We start from the raw sequence: 17,833 nt of genomic DNA, 5'->3' as shown, positions 1-17,833 counted from the left end.
CCATGCCGCCGACCCGACGCCTCACTTCGCTGTTGCCGCTTCTCGCGATGGCGGCGCTCGCGGGCATCACGTACTGGCTGTTGCAGGCTACACTGCCGTCCGCGCCCCAAGCGCCCGAGCAGCCCAAGCGCCACACGCCGGACTACTTCGCGGATAACTTCTCCGTCTCCGAACTGGACTCCACCGGCACGACGCAGTACCGGCTGACGGCCAAATCCATGGTCCATTACGAGGACGACGAGAATAGCGACCTGACGCTGCCCGCGGTGCGCATGTTCCAGCCGCAAAAGCCGATCGTGACGGCCACCGCACAGCGCGGCACGGTGAACGGCGACGTATCCATCGTCGACCTTTACGACAACGCCCGCATCCTGCGCGCGGCCGGTTACGGCGATCCGCAGATGCAGGCGGATTCGCAGCATTTTCGCGTGCTGGTGAACGACGATGTCATCGAAACGGAAAAGCCGGTTAAACTTCAGCGCGGTCCGTCGGTGATGACCGCCAACGGCATGAACTACAACAACGTCACCCGGGAAATGAAGCTCTTCGGTAACGTGCGCGGCGCGATCGCGGCCACGGATATCAATGGCGGCTCCTCCAAGTGAACCCGGGATTCCATCCTGATCTTGACTGCATGAACCACAGCTTCCCTCGTCCCGATGGCGGCCCCGCGGGCGCAACGTTCGCGCATCGCACCACCGCGCGCGTGAGGCGTGTGATGCGGGCCGCGCTGGCCGCAGCCGCCGCCGCGTTCGTCGCGCTGCCGCTCGCGGGCTTCGCGCCCGCCGCGCACGCCGAAAAAGCCGACCGCGACAAGCCGCTCAACATCGAAGCGGACAACATGTCCTACGACGACCTGAACCAGAAGAACGTCTTCACCGGTCACGTCGTCGCGACCAAGGGCACCATCGTCATCAAGGCGGATCGCGTGGAAGTCACGCAGGATCCGCAGGGCTATCAATACGCGACCGGCACGTCCACCGGCAGCAATCTTTCGTACTTCCGCCAGAAGCGCGACGGCGTCGACGAATACATCGATGGCAATGCCGTGCGCATCGACTATGACGGCAAGAACGACTTCACCAAGCTCACGACGCGCGCCGTGGTGCGCCGCCTGCAAGGTCTGACCACGGTTCAGGACGAAGTGCGCGGCAGCGTCATCACGTACGACGGGCAGAAAGACTTCTACACGGCGAGCGCCGGCAAGGACGTGGCCGGCCCCGGCAACCCGAGCGGCCGCGTTCGCGCGATGCTCGCGCCCCGCTCCGGCGGCGCCGCGCCGCTCAACGGCTCGCCCGCGACCCTCGCGCCGTCGAACACCATTCAAGGAACGCCGCAGCAGTGAATTCGCCCGCCATGTCCCCAAGCAAGCCGGACGGCAAGTCGAGTTCGCTCGTCGTCCGCAATCTGAAGAAGCGGTACGGTTCGCGCACCGTCGTGAAGGACGTCTCGCTCGACGTGAAGAGCGGCGAAGTCGTCGGTCTGCTCGGCCCGAACGGCGCGGGCAAGACCACGTCGTTCTATATGATCGTCGGCCTCGTGCCGCTCGACGCGGGCGAGATCGATCTCGACGGCAAGTCGATCAGCCTGCTGCCGATCCATCAGCGCGCGCATCTCGGGCTGTCGTATCTGCCGCAGGAAGCGTCCGTGTTCCGCAAGCTCACCGTCGAGCAGAACATTCGCGCCGTGCTGGAACTGCAAACGGACGGATCGGGCAAGCGGCTGTCGAAGGACGCGATCACGCAGCGCGCCGAGGCGCTCCTCGACGAACTGCAGATTGCGCATCTGCGTGAAAATCCGGCGCTCTCGCTCTCGGGCGGCGAGCGGCGGCGCGTGGAAATCGCACGGGCGCTCGCGACGAATCCCAGCTTCATCCTTCTCGACGAACCGTTCGCGGGCGTCGATCCGATCGCCGTGCTCGAAATCCAGAAGATCGTTAAGTTCCTGAAGCAGCGCAACATCGGCGTGCTGATCACGGACCACAACGTGCGCGAGACGCTGGGCATTTGCGACCACGCTTACATCATCAGCGACGGCAGCGTGCTCGCGGCCGGCGCGCCGAGCGAGATCATCGAGAATGAGAACGTGCGACGCGTGTATCTCGGCGAGCATTTCCGCATGTAGCGCCGACGCCAGGCGCACGACGCATGCGGTGAATTACCGCACTGCATCGAGCGAGAACAGCAAAACTTACGTGCCGCCCTCGAGGCGGCACGCGCTTTTTTACGCTAATTTTGGATTGGCCGCGAGGTTTCGCGCGCGTGGCAAACTCTCTACAATGAAATAAAACCTTGCCATGAAAGCCAGCCTCCAACTTCGCCTATCGCAGCATCTTGCGCTCACCCCGCAACTACAGCAGTCCATCCGGCTGCTGCAGTTGTCGACGCTCGAACTGCAGCAGGAAGTGGCAATGGCCGTCGCGCAGAACCCGCTGCTGGAAAACGACGACGACTGGATCGCGAGCCCGCTTCGCGTGGCCGCGGACGGTTCGCTGATTGCCACGGCCGGCGCGAGCAGTGCCGCGCCCGAGCCGATGATGAGCAACGGCTCCACGTCCAGCTCGTCGAGTTCCGAACGGTCGGAAAGCAGCGAGCCGCAGGGCGTCGACGAATACAACGGCCTCTCGTCCGACGGCGGGACGGATTCCAGCAACTGGAATCTCGAAGACTACGGCCGCTCGAACAACGCCTCCGACGACGACGACCTGCCGCCGCTGCAAATCCACGAATCGACCACGACGCTGCGCGACCATCTCACCGCGCAACTGCGCATGACGCAGGCGAATCAGCGCGACCGCGCGCTGATCACGTTCCTGATCGAATCGCTGGATGAGGACGGGTATCTCACGTCGTCGCTCGAAGAAATTCAGGCAGATTTGCCGGACGAACTCGAAGTCGATGTCGACGAACTGAGCGCGGCATTGGCCTTGCTCCAGAGTTTCGACCCGCCGGGTGTCGGCGGCCGGTCGGCGTCGGAGTGTCTGAAGCTGCAACTGCTGCGGCTCGATCCGTCGCCCACGCGAACGCTCGCGCTCGAAATCGTCACGAACCATCTGGAACTGCTCGCCGCGCGCGACTTCACGCGCTTGCGCAAGCAACTGAAGGCAAGCGACGACGCGCTGCGGGACGCGCACGTGCTGATCCGGTCGCTGGAGCCGTTTCCCGGCGCCGCGTACGGCAAGAGCGAAGCGGACTACGTGGTGCCGGACATTCTGGTGCGCAAATCCGCGAGCGGATGGACCGCGGAACTGAACCCGGAGATCGTGCCGCGGCTGCGGATCAACCATCTGTACGCGAACATTTTGCGCAATAACCGTGGCGATCCGGGCAGCGGTTCACTACGGCAACAGCTTCAGGAAGCGCGCTGGCTGATCAAGAATATCCAGCAGCGTTTCGAGACGATTCTTCGCGTCGCGCAGGCGATCGTCGAGCGTCAGAAGAACTTTTTTGCGCATGGTGAAATCGCCATGCGGCCCTTGGTTTTGCGGGAGATTGCTGATACGCTGGGTTTACACGAATCGACGGTTTCCCGTGTGACTACCGGGAAGTACATGCTCACCCCATTCGGGACGCTTGAATTTAAGTACTTCTTTGGATCGCACGTTTCCACCGACACGGGCGGCGCCGCATCGTCCACGGCGATCCGGGCCCTCATCAAGCAACTGATAGGAGCGGAAGACCCCAAAACTCCTCTTTCAGACAGCCGCATCGCCGAACTGCTGGCGGAACAAGGCTTCGTGGTTGCGCGGCGCACCGTCGCCAAGTATCGCGAGGCGCTGAAAATCCCCGCAGTCAATCTGCGCAAGTCTCTTTGACCCGTCTCTGTGGTTCACCGCATACCGCGGTGGACTTTTACCGGCCGCATCGCGAAAGCGCGGACGTGCCGGCCAAGCGGCCCGTTCCTTGCGCGTACAAATATCGTGCACGGCGGGACGCGTAGCCGACCGGTATCGGACGAGCCGCCGTGATTCAACGGCCCTTAGCTTGGAGAGCAACTATGAATCTGAAGATCAGTGGACACCACCTCGAATTGACGCCTGCGTTGCGCGAGTTTGTGATCACGAAGCTGGACAGAGTGCTCCGTCATTTTGATCAGGTGATGGACGGCAACGTTGTCCTCTCGGTCGACACTCATAGGGACAAGGACAAGCGCAACAAGGCGGAAATCAATCTGCACCTGAAAGGCAAGGACATTTTCATCGAGAGTTGTGACGCTGATATGTACGCAGCCATCGACCTGATGGTCGACAAGCTGGATCGCCAGGTCATTCGCCACAAGGACAAGATTCAGGGTCACGCCCACGAAGCCGCGAAGTACCGCGAAGAAGCGCACGGCCTGGAAGCGCCCTCGCCCTGAGCGGCAGGCGCGCGAAACGACGCAGCCCGCCGGCCATCGGCGGGCGCGATTGGAGGCATTCCTCGAATCGAAAAGCGCCAGAGAAACGCCCGCTTCGGACAAACGCCGCCCATTGGCGGCGTTTTTGTTGCATAGTGCATGACGGCGTGGCACAAAGCATTGATTTTCCGGGCTTTGTACTGCACATTCGATTGCGGCGACTGCAATGGCGCGCCGCACCATCGTGCTTTCCCCTGTTCTATAATGAGCCGGTTATGATCGGGGTCCGCAGTACAGGAACGCCGCAGGGAACGCCGCAAGCGCATCTTCCGTATCACCATCGCCGTGAGCGCTTTCAGACAGCAGCCACGATGAGGAGCTATCAGGCCACGCATCAGCCTGCCAACATGAATCGTTTAGCCAAATTTCTTCCCATCGAGAACGTGGTTCTCGGACTGTCCGTCACCAGCAAGAAGCGAGTATTCGAGCAAGCGGGCCTGATTTTCGAGAACCAGAACGGCATCGCCCGCAGCATCGTCACCGACAACCTCTTCGCCCGCGAGCGCCTGGGTTCGACCGGGCTCGGCGAAGGCGTCGCCATTCCGCACGGCCGCATCAAGGGGCTGAAGCAACCGCTCGCCGCCTTCGTGCGCCTGGCCGAGCCTGTCGCGTTCGAATCGCCCGACGGTCAGCCGGTGTCGCTGCTCATCTTCCTGCTCGTGCCCGAACAGGCCACGCAGCAACACCTCGAAATTCTGTCGGAGATCGCGCAACTGCTCTCCGACAGCGAAGCGCGCGAGCGTCTGCACAAGGAAGAGGACCGTGAGGCGCTGTATCAGGTGCTCACGCAATGGCAACCGTAATCGCCGCATAGACGCGGGCCGCCGCATCTGAGAAGCGCACCGGGCGCGCCGCGCCGCTCGCGCGCTTTTGACGCGTCTCGCATGCGCGGTGCTTCTGCGGCACAATCGGTCAAACGCAGCGCCATGCGGCGAATCGAAGCACAGGCTTCGTCACGCGAAGGCTGCTCCCGGCTTCCAACGGAGTTCCGGCCTCATGGATACGTCCAGCATCAACGCCCAAAGTATTTTCGACGACAACGCCGCCGCTCTGAAGCTCAGCTGGCTGACCGGGCATGAGGGCTGGGAACGCGGGTTTTCGAGCGAAACGGTGGCGAACGCAACGTCGAGCGCCGACCTCGTCGGCCACCTGAACCTCATCCACCCGAACCGCATTCAGGTGCTGGGCGACGCCGAGATCAACTACTACCAGCGTCAATCCGACGAAGACCGCTCGCGCCACATGGCCGAGCTGATCGCGCTGGAGCCGCCGTTTCTCGTGGTCGCGGGCGAAGTAGGCGCGCCCCCCGAACTCGTGCTTCGCTGCACGCGCTCGTCCACGCCGCTTTTCACCACGCGCATGTCGGCGGCGGCCGTCATCGACAGTCTGCGCGCGTATATGTCGCGCATTCTCGCGCCGCGCGCCACGCTGCACGGCGTGTTCATCGACATTCTCGGCATGGGCGTGCTGCTGACGGGCGATTCCGGCCTCGGCAAAAGCGAACTCGGCCTCGAACTCATCAGCCGCGGCCACGGACTCGTTGCCGACGACGCCGTCGATTTTGTGCGTCTCGGTCCCGATTTCGTCGAAGGACGCTGCCCGCCGCTTCTGCAAAACCTGCTGGAAGTGCGCGGCCTCGGCCTACTCGATATCAAGACCATCTTCGGCGAGACCGCCGTGCGCCGGAAGATGAAGCTCAAGCTGATCGTGCAGCTCGTGCGCCGCCCGGACGGCGAATTCCAGCGCCTGCCGCTCGAAAGCCAGACCGTCGATGTGCTCGGCCTGCCCATCAGCAAAGTGACGATTCAGGTCGCCGCAGGCCGCAACCTTGCTGTGCTGGTCGAAGCGGCAGTGCGCAACACGATTCTGCAACTGCGCGGCATCGACACCTTGCGCGATTTCATGGACCGTCAGCGGCTTGCCATGCAGGACCCGGACAGCCAGTTTCCCGGCAAACTCATCTGAAGCCCGCGCGTCTTCACGGAATCCGCACGAAGTCCGTACGATACGCAGGTGCTAAGATGAAGCGAACGAGCACACTTCCATGCGTATCATCCTGATTACCGGCATTTCCGGCTCCGGCAAGTCCGTCGCGCTCAATGCGCTCGAAGACGGCGGCTACTACTGCGTCGACAACCTGCCTCCGCGCTTTCTGCCCGAACTCGCCGCGTATCTCGCGAGCGAGGGGCAGCAGCGTCTCGCCGTCGCGATCGACGCGCGTTCGAGCCTGTCGCTCGACGAAGTTCCGTCCATCATCGACAACCTCACGAAAGCCTACGACCTGCGCGTGCTGTTCCTCAACGCCAGCACGCAGGCGCTCATTCAACGCTTCTCGGAGACGCGCCGCCGTCATCCGCTGTCCGGTCCGCCGGGGCACGACGCGAGCGTGGGCGTGCTGAACTCGCTGGGCGAAGCCATCGAGCGGGAACGCGAACTCGTCGCGGGACTCGCGGAATACGGACATCAGATCGACACGAGCAATCTGCGCGCGAACGTGCTGCGCGCGTGGGTCCGGCGCTTCGTCGAAACGGACGCCGCCGATCTCACGCTGATGTTCGAATCGTTCGGATTCAAGCGCGGCGTGCCGCTCGACGCCGATCTCGTCTTCGACGTGCGCACGCTGCCGAACCCGTACTACGACCGCGAGTTGCGCCCGTTCACCGGCTGCGATCAGCCGATCATCGACTATCTCTCGGCCCAGCCGATGGTCGGCGAGATGATCGACGATATCGGCGGCTTCGTCGGCAAATGGCTGCCGCGTTTTCGCGACGACAACCGCAGCTATCTCACCGTCGCAATCGGCTGCACGGGCGGGCAGCATCGCTCGGTGTATATCGCGGAGGCGCTCGCCGCGCGCTTTCGCGACGCTGCAACCGTGATCGTGCGGCATCGTGACGCGCCCATTCCCGTGGATGAGAGCGCGAGCACCACGCGAACCTGATCGCCGCGCCGGCGGTCCACCCTGGAGGGGTGCGATGTCCTCGAATCCCGCGAATCCCGTTCTCTTCGAAGTGCCGCTGTTTCCGCTGCACACCGTGCTTTTCCCCGGCGGGCTTCTGCCGCTCAAAATTTTCGAGGCACGTTATCTCGACATGGCGCGCGCCTGCCTGCGCGAAAAGACGCCGTTCGGCGTGTGTCTCCTGAAGAGCGGGCACGAGATCGCGTCGCCCGGGGATCCGTCGGTGCCCGAGAACGTGGGCTGTCTGGCGGAAATCATCGAGTGCGATGTCGATACCTTCGGGCTGCTACTCGTGCAGGCGCGCGGCACGGAGCGGTTCCGGCTGCTCTCGCATCGCGTGGAGGCCAGCAATCTGCTCGTCGGCACCGCCGAGCTATATGGCGACGACCGGCCGCTGCAAGGCGCGGAGACGCTCGCCAAGTTCGGCGCGTGCGCGGAAGTGCTCGAACGGATCATCGAGGCCATCAAGACGCGGGAGCCGGAGAACCTGCCGTTCATCGAGCCGTTTCTGCTGGACGATCCCACGTGGGTCTCGAACCGGCTCTCCGAGATCCTGCCGATTCCCATGCGCTCCCGTCAGAAGCTGATGGAACTGCTCGACGCGGGCGCGCGTATCGACGTCGTGCATCACTACATGCAGCACCATCAACTGCTTTAGAGCAGCGTGCCAGTCAGCGCGTCGAGCAGCTTGCGCACGGGCGCGGGCACGCCGAACGAATCGATGCGGGAGAGCGGTGCCCAAACGGTGCGCGCGTCCTTTGCCTCCGGCGTCGAGCCGCGCATTTCGCCGAGCCGCGGCTCGATGTCGAGCTTGAAGTGCGTGAACGTGTGCGAGAAAGACGCCAGACGCTGCAAGTCCGCGTCGCAGCCGTTGTCTTGCGCGACCGCGGCGAGCGCGGCCTCATCGGGCGCTTCGGGCAGGCTCCACAGGCCGCCCCAGATGCCCGTCGGCGGACGCTTCTCCAGCAGGATCGAGTCGCCGTCCTTCAGCACCAGCATCCACGTCTTGCGCGTCGGCACCGTCTTTTTCGGGCGCGCCGCCGGCAGTTCTCGCTGACGGCCTTCGACATTCGCGACGCAATCCGCAGCGAACGGACACCGCACGCAGTCCGGCTTGCCGCGAACGCAGAGCGTGGCGCCGAGGTCCATCAGGCCTTGCGTGTAGGCGGTGACTTCGTTCTTGTCGGCGGCGTCGGGCAAGAGCGATTCAGCCAGCGTCCACATCGCGTTTTCGACGCGCTTCTCGCCCGGAAAGCCTTCCACGCCGAAGACGCGGGCCAGCACGCGCTTCACGTTGCCATCGAGAATCGTCGCGCGCGCGCCGAACGCGAACGACGCGATGGCCGCCGCCGTCGAGCGCCCGATGCCCGGCAACTCCGCGAGTTCATCGACCGTTCGCGGAAACTCGCCGCCATGCTCGTGCGCGACGACCTGCGCGCAGCGATGCAGATTGCGCGCGCGCGAGTAGTAGCCGAGACCGGCCCACAGCGCCATCACGTCGTCGATCGGCGCATCCGCGAGCGCGGTCACGGTCGGGAAGCGTTCGAGAAAGCGCGCGTAGTACGGGATGACCGTCGTCACCTGCGTCTGCTGCAGCATGATCTCCGAGAGCCAGATGCGATACGCGTCGCGCGTGTTCTGCCACGGCAGATCGTGACGACCATGAATGCGTTGCCACGCGATCAGGCGCGCGGAGAAATCGGTGAGTGCGAGCATCGGAGTTAGCGTTGGCAGCGCGGACAAAAGTAAGTCGAACGCTGTCCCTGGACGATTTGGCGGATCGCCGTGCCGCAGACGTGGCACGGCAGACCCGCGCGATCATAGACGAAGTAGTCGAGCTGGAAGTATCCCGATTCGCCGTTGCTGCCGACGAAATCGCGCAGCGTGCTGCCTCCTTTGTCGATGGCCGCGGCGAGCGTCACGCGCACCGCATCCGCGAGCAGGTCGTAGCGCACCAGCGAAATGCGGCCAGCGGCGGTCGTCGGCCGGATGCCCGCGCGAAACAGGCTCTCCGACGCATAAATATTCCCCACGCCCACGACGATGCCGCCCGCGAGCAGCGCCTGCTTCACGGACACCTTGCGCCCGCGCGTCTCACGAAACAGCAGCGCGCCCGAGAACTCAGGCGAGAACGGCTCGACGCCCAGACTCGCGAGCAGCGGATGCGCGAGCACGTCGCCGTCTTCGCGCGGATGCCAGAGAATCGCGCCGAAGCGGCGCGGATCGCGAAACCGCAGGATGAATTCGTCGAAGATCAGATCGACGTGATCGTGCTTCGCGGCGTCCGGCGGTCGGGGCACGTTGCGCAGCACGCGCAGCGTTCCGGTCATCCCGAGATGAACGATGAGCCAGCCTTCGGCGGTCTCGAACAACAGATACTTGCCGCGCCGCTCGACCTTCTCGATTTTCAGATGCCCGAGCGTCTTCGCGAGATGCTTCGGGATGGGCCAGCGCAGCGCCGGCGTGCGAACGTCGACATGCTCGACGCGCCTTCCCGCCACGTAGGGTTCGATTCCCCGGCGGGTAACTTCGACTTCCGGAAGTTCGGGCATTTTCTGGAGAGAGACTTGCTTCAGCGGTTGTGCCGGTATTTTAGCGACCGCGTTACAATCGACCGAAACATCGTCTGGATTTCCATGAACTCGTTCGTCATGAAGCTGTTTGCGAAGCGTCAGGCCGGCTTGACGCAATCGTTCGCGATGCCAATGTCGCGCGCCGCCGGCGCGGTGGCGCTGGCACTCGCCGCACTCGCGTTTGCGCCCGCGCATGCGCAGTCGCCCAACGCGACGCCCGTTCCTGGCGACGACGATTCCGCTGCCCAAACGGCCGCCGACGCGCTCACCGCGCCGGTCAGCGGCGCGGAGCAGCAAGACCTGCCGAACGTGGCGGTGTCGAGCCAGATCGTGTTTCAGGTGCTGGCCGCCGAAGTCGCGTTGCAGCGCGGACAGCCCGCGCCCGCTTTCCAGACTTATCTCTCGCTCGCCCGCGACACGCACGATCCGCGCTTCGCTCAGCGCGCGACCGAGATCGCCATTGCCGCGCAAAGCCCGAACGATGCGCTCACGTCCGCGCAACTCTGGCAGCAGTTCGCGCCGCATTCCGAGCGCGCGGCGCAGTTGAGCGCATCGCTTCTGATCGTCTCCGGCAAGCCCGACGACGCGAAGCCCACGCTCGAGCGCGAACTCGCGAAGGTGTCGCCCGAGCAGCGCGGCGAGGCGCTTCTCTCGCTGCAAGCGCTGCTGGCGCGCGGCCCGAATCGCGTGGGCGGCCTCAACGTGCTGAAGGATCTCACCGCGAACGACCGCGATCGCCCGGAAGCGCAACTCGCGATCGCGCGTCAGCAGTTGCTCGCGGACGATCAGCCGGGCGCGAAGGCATCGCTCGAAAAGGCGCTGCAATTGCGGCCCGACTATTTGCCCGCCGCGTTGACGCTCGCGCGCATGGGGCCGCAGGAGCGCGCGGAAGGCATCGCTTCGTTCGAGAAGTATCTGGAGAAGAACCCGAAGTCGCATGATGCGCGGCTCGCGCTCGCGCAACTGTATCTGTCGTCCGACCGGCTCGACGACGCGCAGAAGCAGTTCGAGATCATGCGCAAGAACGATTCGAAGGACCTGACGCCGTTGATGGCGCTCGCGCTCATCGACATTCAGAAGAAGCAGTTCGACAAGGCGAAGGACTATCTGAACCAGTACGCGAAGGCTGCCGAAAGCACGCCGGGCGCGGACCCCGGTCAGGCGTATATCTATCTCGCGCAGCTCGCGCTCGAGCAGAAGGACGAAACCGCCGCCGCGCAATGGCTCGACAAGATTCCGCGCACGAGCCAGCAATACCTGCCGGCGCAGATCACGCGTGCGCAATTGCTTGCGAAGCAGGGCAAGGTGGACGATGCGCGCGCGCTCATCAATAGTCTGCAAAGCTCCGATCCGCGCGATCTCGCCCTTCTCGCGCGCACCGATTCGGCGATTCTCTTCGAAGCGCATCGCTACAAGGAAGCCGAGGAGAATCTCGCGAAGGCGGTCGCCGCGTTTCCGGACGATCCCGACCTCGTGTACGACTACGCGATGGCCGCCGAAAAGAACGGCCACTACGACGTGATGGAAACGCAACTGCGCACGCTCATGCGCACGCAGCCGAACAACCCGCAGGCGTATAACGCGCTCGGGTATTCGCTCGTCGATCGGAATCAGCGGCTCGACGAAGCGGTGCATCTGATCGAAAAGGCGGTGTCGCTCGCGCCGAACGACGCGTTCATCATGGACAGTCTCGGCTGGGCGCGCTTCCGTCAAGGAAACGCAGCCGAAGCTGAGAAGATCCTCAAGAATGCTTATGACCTTCAGCCGAATGCCGAAATCGGCGCGCATCTCGGCGAAGTGCAGTGGAAGTCCGGCCAGCAGGACCAGGCGCGCGCCACGTGGCGGCAGGCTCAGAAGCTCGAACCGGGCAACGATACGCTCGTCAAAACGCTGAAACGACTTCAGGTGAACGATCTCTAATGGCATTCGACTTCTTCGCCGGCGCGAAGCGTCCCGGGGCGCGGCGCTGCGCGCTCGGATTCGCGGCGGCTGCCGCGCTAGTACTGTCCGGCTGTGCGCTGCAACCGCGCCTGCCGACCACGTCGGAAGGCTCGACATCGCTCGCGACGCAGACGAGCCGCATGTACCACGGGCGCTTCGCCGTGCAATACGACGATCAGAACGGCGTCGCGCGTAACGCCTACGGCAACTTCGACTGGCAGGAAACGGGCGATACGGTCACGCTTCAGTTGCGCAATCCGCTCGGGCAGACCATGGCGATCGTCACGTCGTCGCCTTCGCTCGCGACGCTCGAATTGCCGAACCGCCAGCCCCTCAACGCGGACAACGTCTCCGATCTGATGCGCAACGCGCTCGGCTTCGCGCTGCCCGTCGAAGGCTTGCGCTACTGGCTGCAACCGTCGGCGGCGCCGACATCGCGCGCGGAGACGACGCTCGACCCCGAATCGAACAACGGCCGTCCCAAGGAAATCAGGCAGGACGGCTGGACGATCGACTACCTCGCCTATGCCGAGCCGCCCGCCACCGGCGTCAAGCGCGTCAACCTCACGCGCAGCGAGCCGCCGCTCGACATCAAGCTCGTCATCGACCAGTAACGCTTTATCGCCTGCCGCATGTCTTCTTCTAACGATTCGATGCGCGATTGCCTCGCGCCCGCGAAGCTGAACCTGTTCCTGCACATCACGGGCCGCCGTCCGGATGGCTATCACGAGCTTCAAACCGTCTTCCAGCTGCTCGACTGGGGCGATGTCCTGCACTTCAAGCGCCGCGACGATGGCGTCGTGACGCGCAAGACCGACGTGCCCGGCGTGGCCGAGGACGACGACCTCGTCGTGCGGGCCGCCCGATTGCTCCAGAAGCACACGGGCAGCGGCTATGGCGTCGAGATCGAGATCGACAAGCGTCTGCCGATGGGCGCGGGTCTCGGCGGAGGAAGTTCCGACGCAGCGACGACTCTTTTGGCGTTGAATCGTCTATGGGGAGTTGACCTTTCGCGTGAAACTCTGCAGAATCTCGCCCTGCAACTCGGCGCGGACGTGCCGTTTTTTGTCTTCGGGCAGAATGCATTTGCAGAGGGTGTGGGCGAGGCGCTGCAGGCGGTGAAACTGCCGAAACGCTTCTTCCTGGTAGTCACGCCCGATGTGCACGTTCCGACTGCGGCGATTTTCTCCGAAAAAAGCTTGACACGGAATACGAAAGTCGCCACAATCATGGACTTTCTTGCACAGCAAAGGTCAGACACTAACTGGCCAGACAGCTTCGGTCGGAACGACATGCAGGCTGTAGTTGCAGAAAAGTACGCGGAAGTTGCAAAGGTGCTCGAGTGGTTTTCCAATCTCGCACCAGCGCGAATGACCGGATCTGGAGCAAGCGTGTTCGCCGCTTTCCCCAGCCAGGCCGAAGCGGAGTTGGCGCAAGCCAAGCTGCCGGCAAGCTGGAGCAGTGTGGTGACAAGCAGTCTGGATTCTCATCCTCTCTTCGCTTTCGCGTCATAGATTTAGTTTTGTCGGGTATGTCCTACACTTCCCGGCAAGATTCAAGGTTAAGTGTAGGGGAGTCGCCAAGTTGGTCAAGGCACCGGATTTTGATTCCGGCATGCGAGGGTTCGAGTCCTTCCTCCCCTGCCATTCTTTCTCGCGTTTTCCTCACGCCTCCAGCCGCAGACAGGTGCACGATGAGCAGTGACGGCCTGATGGTTTTTACTGGCAACGCGAATCCCGCGCTTGCTCAGGAAGTCGTCAAGATCCTAGGAATCCCTCTCGGCAAAGCAATGGTCAGCCGTTTCTCCGACGGCGAAATCATGGTCGAGATCCAGGAAAACGTGCGAGGCAAAGACGTCTTCGTTCTTCAGTCCACGTGCGCACCGACGAACGATAACCTGATGGAACTCATGATCATGGTCGATGCGCTCAAGCGCGCATCCGCAGGCCGGATCACCGCAGCCATCCCCTACTTCGGCTATGCGCGCCAGGACCGCCGTCCGCGTTCCGCGCGCGTGGCTATCTCGGCGAAGGTCGTCGCGAACATGCTGGAAATTGCCGGCGTCGATCGCGTGATCACCATGGACCTTCACGCCGACCAGATTCAAGGCTTCTTCGACATCCCCGTCGACAACATCTACGCAACGCCCGTCCTGCTCGGCGATCTGCGCAAGCAGAATCACGATCATCTGCTGATCGTGTCGCCGGACGTCGGCGGCGTGGTGCGCGCCCGCGCGCTCGCCAAGCAGATGAACACGGATCTCGCGATCATCGACAAGCGCCGTCCGAAGGCTAACGTCGCCGAGGTGATGAACATCATCGGTGAAGTCGAAGGCCGCACGTGCGTCATCATGGACGACATGGTCGACACCGCCGGCACGCTGTGCAAGGCCGCGCAAGTGTTGAAGGATCGCGGCGCGAAGCAGGTCTTCGCCTACGCCACGCATCCGGTGCTGTCGGGTGGCGCCGCGGAGCGCATCACGGCGTCGCAACTGGACGAACTCGTCGTCACGGACACCATTCCGCTGTCGGCGGAATCGCTGGCATGCCCGAAGATTCGTCCGCTGACGAGCGCAGGCCTGCTCGCGGAGACGTTCTCGCGCATCCGGCGCGGCGACTCGGTGATGTCGCTCTTCGCCGAAGGCTAAAGCATTGGCAATACACGCGAGGCTCAGGCTTCGCGTTCTTGCATGATCGGCGCGAACGTACGAAGGTTCGCGCCGTTTGTTATGGGATCGTCCATTTCGATGATCCCGGTTTCCCTGCCTGGTCGCGGGCAGTTATAGGAGTCACAAAATGAAAGTCGTCGCTTTCGAGCGTAGCAAGCAAGGTACGGGTGCGAGCCGCCGCCTGCGTAACTCGGGCAAGACCCCGGGTATCGTGTATGGCGGTAACGCGGACGTTCAACTGGTCGAGCTCGACCACAACGCCCTGTGGCACGCCCTGAAGAAGGAAGTGTTCCATTCGTCGATTCTCGACCTGGAAGTCGGTGGCAACTCGCAGCAAGTGCTGCTGCGCGACGTGCAATATCACCCGTTCAAGCAACTCGTGCTGCACGTGGATTTCCAGCGCGTCGATTCGACGAAGAAGCTGCACACGAAGGTGCCGCTGCACTTCATGAATCAGGAAACGAATCCGGCCGTGAAGCTGGCGGGCGCCGTGATCTCGCACGTCGTCACCGAACTGGAAGTGGAATGCCTGCCGGGCGACCTGCCGGAATTCCTCGAAATCGATCTGGCGAAGATCGAAGCCGGCCAGACGATGCACGCGAAGGACATCACGCTGCCGAAGGGCGTCGCGCTGACCGCCCACGTCGAGGCGGAAAACCCGGTGGTGGCATCGGCGACCGTGCCGGCTGCGAAGCAGTCGGATGCGGCAGGCGACGCAGCGGAAGGCGAAACGCCGGCTGCCTAAGCTTCGCAAGGTGCCTGACGGCGCTGTAGTATCCTCTCGATCCGTTCACGGAACGGTCGACGTGACCCGCCGGTGTGCAAGCCCCGGCGGGTTTTTTTTCGCATGACAACACGCGGGCTGCGGCTCGCGACGATTCGACATGATCAAGCTGATCGTTGGCCTCGGTAATCCGGGCGCCGAATACACGGCGACGCGCCATAACGCGGGCTTCTGGTTCGTCGATCAACTGGCGCGCGATGCCGGCGCGACGCTGCGCGACGAACGGCGCTTTCACGGGCACTATGGCAAGGGCCGTCTGCACGGCCATGAGATTCACCTGCTGGAACCGCAGACGTTCATGAACCGCTCCGGCCAGTCGGTGGTCGCGGTCGCGCAGTTCTTCAAAATCCTGCCCGACGAGATTCTCGTGGCGCACGACGAACTCGACCTTCCGCCCGGCACCGTCAAGATGAAGCTCGGCGGCGGCAGCGGCGGCCACAACGGGCTGAAGGACATTTCGGCGCACTTGTCGTCGCAGCAGTATTGGCGCTTGCGCATCGGCATCGGGCATCCGCGCGATCTGATTCCCGAAGGCGCGCGAGCGGGCGCCAAGCCGGACGTCGCGAATTTCGTGCTAAAGCCGCCGCGACGCGAGGAACAGGACGTCATCGATCAGTCCATCGAGCGCGCGCTCGCCGTCATGCCCTTCGTCGTCGCGGGCGAAACCGAACGCGCGATGATGAACCTGCACCGCAATTCCTGACCACGAATCTGGAGCCCAACGTGAGCCGTTTCTGGAGCGATATCGTTCATCGTCTGACGCCGTATGTGCCGGGCGAGCAGCCCGCGCTGACGCATCCGATCAAGCTGAACACGAACGAAAATCCGTATCCGCCGTCGCCGCGCGTGGTCGAGGCGATTCGCCGCGAACTCGGCGAAGACGGCTCGTCGCTGCGCAAGTATCCCGATCCGACGGCCCGCGCGCTGCGCGAGGCGGTGGCCGCGCACCACGGCGTGCGCGTGGAGCAGGTTTTCGCGGGCAACGGTTCCGATGAGGTGCTCGCGCATGCATTCCAGGCGCTGCTCAAGCGCGACCTGCCGATCCGCTTTCCCGATATCACGTACAGCTTCTACCCGGTCTACGCGCAGCTTTACGGCGTGGCGTACCAGACGATTCCGCTCGATGCCGCTTTCGCCGTCGATATCGACGCTTACCGCGCGCCGAACGGCGGCGTGCTGCTGCCGAATCCGAACGCGCCGACCGGCCGCGCGCTGCCGCTCGCGGACATCGAAGCGTTGTTGAAGGCGAATCCGGACGTGCCGGTGATCATCGACGAAGCGTATGTCGATTTCGGCGCGCAATCCGCCGTGAGCCTGATCGACGCATACCCGAATCTTCTCGTCGTGCAGACGACATCGAAGGCGCGGTCGCTCGCGGGCATGCGCGTGGGCTTTGCGTTCGGCGATGCGGCGCTGATCGAGGGGCTGACGCGCGTGAAGGACAGCTTCAACTCGTATCCGCTCGATCGGCTCGCGCAAGCGGCGGCGCTCGCGTCGTACGAAGACCGCGCATGGTTCGAGGAAAGCTGCAGGAAAGTGGTGGAGAGCCGCGAAAGGCTGAACGCGCGCTTGCAGAGCCTGGGATTCGACGTGGTGCCTTCGGCGGCGAACTTCGTGTTCGCGAAGCATCCTGCTCACGATGCCGCCGCCCTGGCCGCCGCGCTCCGGCAACGCGAGATCTTCGTGCGGCACTTCAAGCTGCCGCGCATCGACCAGCATTTGCGCATTTCCATCGGCACGGACGCCGAATGCGATGCGTTGACGGCGGCGCTCGAAGAACTGATCGACGGCTGAGTGTTATCGGCCCTTCGCCGCCATCAACGCGTGGTATTTCGTCAGCAGTTGCTCCGGCGTTTCGACGTGCGCCGGATCGCGCGGAATGCACTCGACGGGGCAAACTTGCTGGCACTGCGGTTCATCGAAGTGGCCGACGCATTCCGTGCACTTGTTCGGATCGATCACGTAGATGTCCGTACCCATCGAAATGGCGTCGTTGGGGCACTCGGGCTCGCAGACGTCGCAGTTGATGCACTCGTCGGTGATGATCAGAGACATGTCGCAGCCAGCTTTGCGTTAAAAAACAAGCGATTATAACGTGCCGGCGCGTTGCTCGCCGGTGCGCGCGGCCGTGAACAGCGCGCGGACCCTCAGGTTCGGCGGGCTCCTGCCGTAAACCAGCAGTGAACTCTAAGTGCCCGTCGCGCGGCCGGATCGTTATAGATTTCATATCGATTTCCGGCTTCGTTTTACCGATATTCATCACTGTAAGAGCGACTTATGCTTGCGCTTCTCGGTCTCGTTGGATGCTTGTCGCTGCTTTTGGTCTGCGCCACGTGCCGCCGGCCCGGAGTGGCATTGTTCACCGTGATCACGTTGTCGAATCGCAAGCGCACGCTTACCGCCCTGGGCAGCACGCTTTACGTCGTGTTCTGGACGTTTTGCGTCGTCATCATCACGCTTTCGCTGCTCTATCCGAACGCGTTCATGCATCACCGCGCATAGCGGCGCGTCGC

The 17,833-nt window shown here is 63.4% G+C and carries 20 protein-coding genes and 1 tRNA gene; 18 read left to right on the top strand and 3 right to left on the bottom strand.

The window, feature by feature from the left end; all coding sequences use genetic code 11:
• The first annotated feature begins 2 nt into the window (after positions 1 to 2).
• From lptC to LDZ24_RS01255, 9 genes are all read left to right on the top strand, one after another.
• On the top strand, positions 3 to 605 hold the full coding sequence (lptC, locus tag LDZ24_RS01295; protein WP_244847815.1) for an LPS export ABC transporter periplasmic protein LptC: 603 nt from the start codon (positions 3 to 5) through the stop codon (positions 603 to 605).
• 29 nt (positions 606 to 634) lie between these two features.
• Positions 635 to 1,345 (top strand): lipopolysaccharide transport periplasmic protein LptA, encoded by a 711-nt coding sequence (gene lptA / locus LDZ24_RS01290; RefSeq protein ID WP_248321080.1) that lies wholly within the window; start codon positions 635 to 637, stop codon positions 1,343 to 1,345.
• 11 nt (positions 1,346 to 1,356) lie between these two features.
• Positions 1,357 to 2,124 carry an LPS export ABC transporter ATP-binding protein gene (gene lptB, locus LDZ24_RS01285; RefSeq protein WP_248321078.1) on the top strand — a complete coding sequence of 256 codons (768 nt, stop codon included), beginning with the start codon at positions 1,357 to 1,359 and terminating at the stop codon, positions 2,122 to 2,124.
• A gap of 172 nt (positions 2,125 to 2,296) precedes the next feature.
• The gene (locus LDZ24_RS01280) at positions 2,297 to 3,814 is read left to right on the top strand and encodes an RNA polymerase factor sigma-54 (RefSeq protein ID WP_175939332.1); all 1,518 of its coding nucleotides are present in this window, start codon (positions 2,297 to 2,299) and stop codon (positions 3,812 to 3,814) included.
• A gap of 182 nt (positions 3,815 to 3,996) precedes the next feature.
• Positions 3,997 to 4,356, top strand: a complete 360-nt coding sequence (gene hpf / locus LDZ24_RS01275; RefSeq protein ID WP_159835157.1) for a ribosome hibernation-promoting factor, HPF/YfiA family — start codon at positions 3,997 to 3,999, stop codon at positions 4,354 to 4,356.
• Positions 4,357 to 4,742: 386 nt separating this feature from the next.
• Entirely contained in the window at positions 4,743 to 5,198 is a 456-nt protein-coding gene (gene ptsN / locus LDZ24_RS01270) for a PTS IIA-like nitrogen regulatory protein PtsN (protein WP_175939328.1), read from the top strand.
• A 193-nt stretch (positions 5,199 to 5,391) separates the two neighbouring features.
• Positions 5,392 to 6,360 carry an HPr(Ser) kinase/phosphatase gene (gene hprK, locus LDZ24_RS01265; protein WP_008351692.1) on the top strand — a complete coding sequence of 323 codons (969 nt, stop codon included), beginning with the start codon at positions 5,392 to 5,394 and terminating at the stop codon, positions 6,358 to 6,360.
• Between the two features lie 79 nt (positions 6,361 to 6,439).
• Positions 6,440 to 7,336: an RNase adapter RapZ gene (gene rapZ, locus LDZ24_RS01260; RefSeq protein WP_206467446.1), complete on the top strand. Its 897-nt coding sequence runs from the start codon at positions 6,440 to 6,442 to the stop codon at positions 7,334 to 7,336.
• Positions 7,337 to 7,370: 34 nt separating this feature from the next.
• Complete coding sequence (locus LDZ24_RS01255) at positions 7,371 to 8,012, top strand: LON peptidase substrate-binding domain-containing protein (protein ID WP_248321076.1); 642 nt, start codon at positions 7,371 to 7,373, stop codon at positions 8,010 to 8,012.
• Here the strand turns inward: LDZ24_RS01255 and mutY are convergent.
• Positions 8,009 to 9,070 (bottom strand): A/G-specific adenine glycosylase, encoded by a 1,062-nt coding sequence (gene mutY / locus LDZ24_RS01250; protein ID WP_248321074.1) that lies wholly within the window; start codon positions 9,068 to 9,070, stop codon positions 8,009 to 8,011. The genes LDZ24_RS01255 and mutY overlap by 4 nt on opposite strands.
• A gap of 5 nt (positions 9,071 to 9,075) precedes the next feature.
• On the bottom strand, positions 9,076 to 9,906 hold the full coding sequence (gene mutM / locus LDZ24_RS01245) for a bifunctional DNA-formamidopyrimidine glycosylase/DNA-(apurinic or apyrimidinic site) lyase (RefSeq protein WP_244847803.1): 831 nt from the start codon (positions 9,904 to 9,906) through the stop codon (positions 9,076 to 9,078).
• A gap of 84 nt (positions 9,907 to 9,990) precedes the next feature.
• Between mutM and LDZ24_RS01240 the strand changes: the two genes are divergently transcribed.
• The 8 genes from LDZ24_RS01240 (at position 9,991) to hisC (ending at position 17,114) form a co-directional block, all read left to right on the top strand.
• On the top strand, positions 9,991 to 11,847 hold the full coding sequence (locus LDZ24_RS01240) for a tetratricopeptide repeat protein (RefSeq protein ID WP_248321072.1): 1,857 nt from the start codon (positions 9,991 to 9,993) through the stop codon (positions 11,845 to 11,847).
• Entirely contained in the window at positions 11,847 to 12,482 is a 636-nt protein-coding gene (lolB, locus tag LDZ24_RS01235; protein ID WP_248321070.1) for a lipoprotein insertase outer membrane protein LolB, read from the top strand. The genes LDZ24_RS01240 and lolB overlap by 1 nt, the downstream gene beginning before the upstream one ends.
• An 18-nt stretch (positions 12,483 to 12,500) precedes the next feature.
• A complete protein-coding gene (ispE, locus tag LDZ24_RS01230; protein WP_248321069.1) occupies positions 12,501 to 13,382 on the top strand; it encodes a 4-(cytidine 5'-diphospho)-2-C-methyl-D-erythritol kinase in 882 nt (293 codons plus the stop codon).
• A 55-nt stretch (positions 13,383 to 13,437) separates the two neighbouring features.
• Positions 13,438 to 13,514: transfer RNA gene (locus LDZ24_RS01225), tRNA-Gln, on the top strand.
• Between the two features lie 47 nt (positions 13,515 to 13,561).
• Positions 13,562 to 14,515, top strand: coding sequence for a ribose-phosphate pyrophosphokinase (locus tag LDZ24_RS01220; RefSeq protein WP_175939311.1), 954 nt, complete (start codon positions 13,562 to 13,564; stop codon positions 14,513 to 14,515).
• Between the two features lie 148 nt (positions 14,516 to 14,663).
• Positions 14,664 to 15,281, top strand: coding sequence for a 50S ribosomal protein L25/general stress protein Ctc (locus LDZ24_RS01215; protein ID WP_206467439.1), 618 nt, complete (start codon positions 14,664 to 14,666; stop codon positions 15,279 to 15,281).
• 139 nt (positions 15,282 to 15,420) lie between these two features.
• On the top strand, positions 15,421 to 16,023 hold the full coding sequence (gene pth, locus LDZ24_RS01210) for an aminoacyl-tRNA hydrolase (RefSeq protein WP_248321068.1): 603 nt from the start codon (positions 15,421 to 15,423) through the stop codon (positions 16,021 to 16,023).
• A 20-nt stretch (positions 16,024 to 16,043) separates the two neighbouring features.
• The gene (gene hisC / locus LDZ24_RS01205) at positions 16,044 to 17,114 is read left to right on the top strand and encodes a histidinol-phosphate transaminase (RefSeq protein ID WP_248321067.1); all 1,071 of its coding nucleotides are present in this window, start codon (positions 16,044 to 16,046) and stop codon (positions 17,112 to 17,114) included.
• Positions 17,115 to 17,117: 3 nt separating this feature from the next.
• Here hisC and LDZ24_RS01200 read toward each other — a convergent pair whose 3' ends face one another.
• Positions 17,118 to 17,375: a YfhL family 4Fe-4S dicluster ferredoxin gene (locus tag LDZ24_RS01200; protein ID WP_159835144.1), complete on the bottom strand. Its 258-nt coding sequence runs from the start codon at positions 17,373 to 17,375 to the stop codon at positions 17,118 to 17,120.
• Positions 17,376 to 17,675: 300 nt separating this feature from the next.
• Between LDZ24_RS01200 and LDZ24_RS01195 the strand changes: the two genes are divergently transcribed.
• The gene (locus LDZ24_RS01195) at positions 17,676 to 17,822 is read left to right on the top strand and encodes a hypothetical protein (protein WP_248321066.1); all 147 of its coding nucleotides are present in this window, start codon (positions 17,676 to 17,678) and stop codon (positions 17,820 to 17,822) included.
• The last annotated feature ends 11 nt before the right edge of the window (positions 17,823 to 17,833 follow it).

Origin of the sequence: Caballeronia sp. Sq4a (genome assembly GCF_023170545.1) — a bacterium.
In the GTDB taxonomy this organism is placed as follows: domain Bacteria; phylum Pseudomonadota; class Gammaproteobacteria; order Burkholderiales; family Burkholderiaceae; genus Caballeronia.
This window is presented reverse-complemented; position numbering and strand designations above follow the sequence as displayed.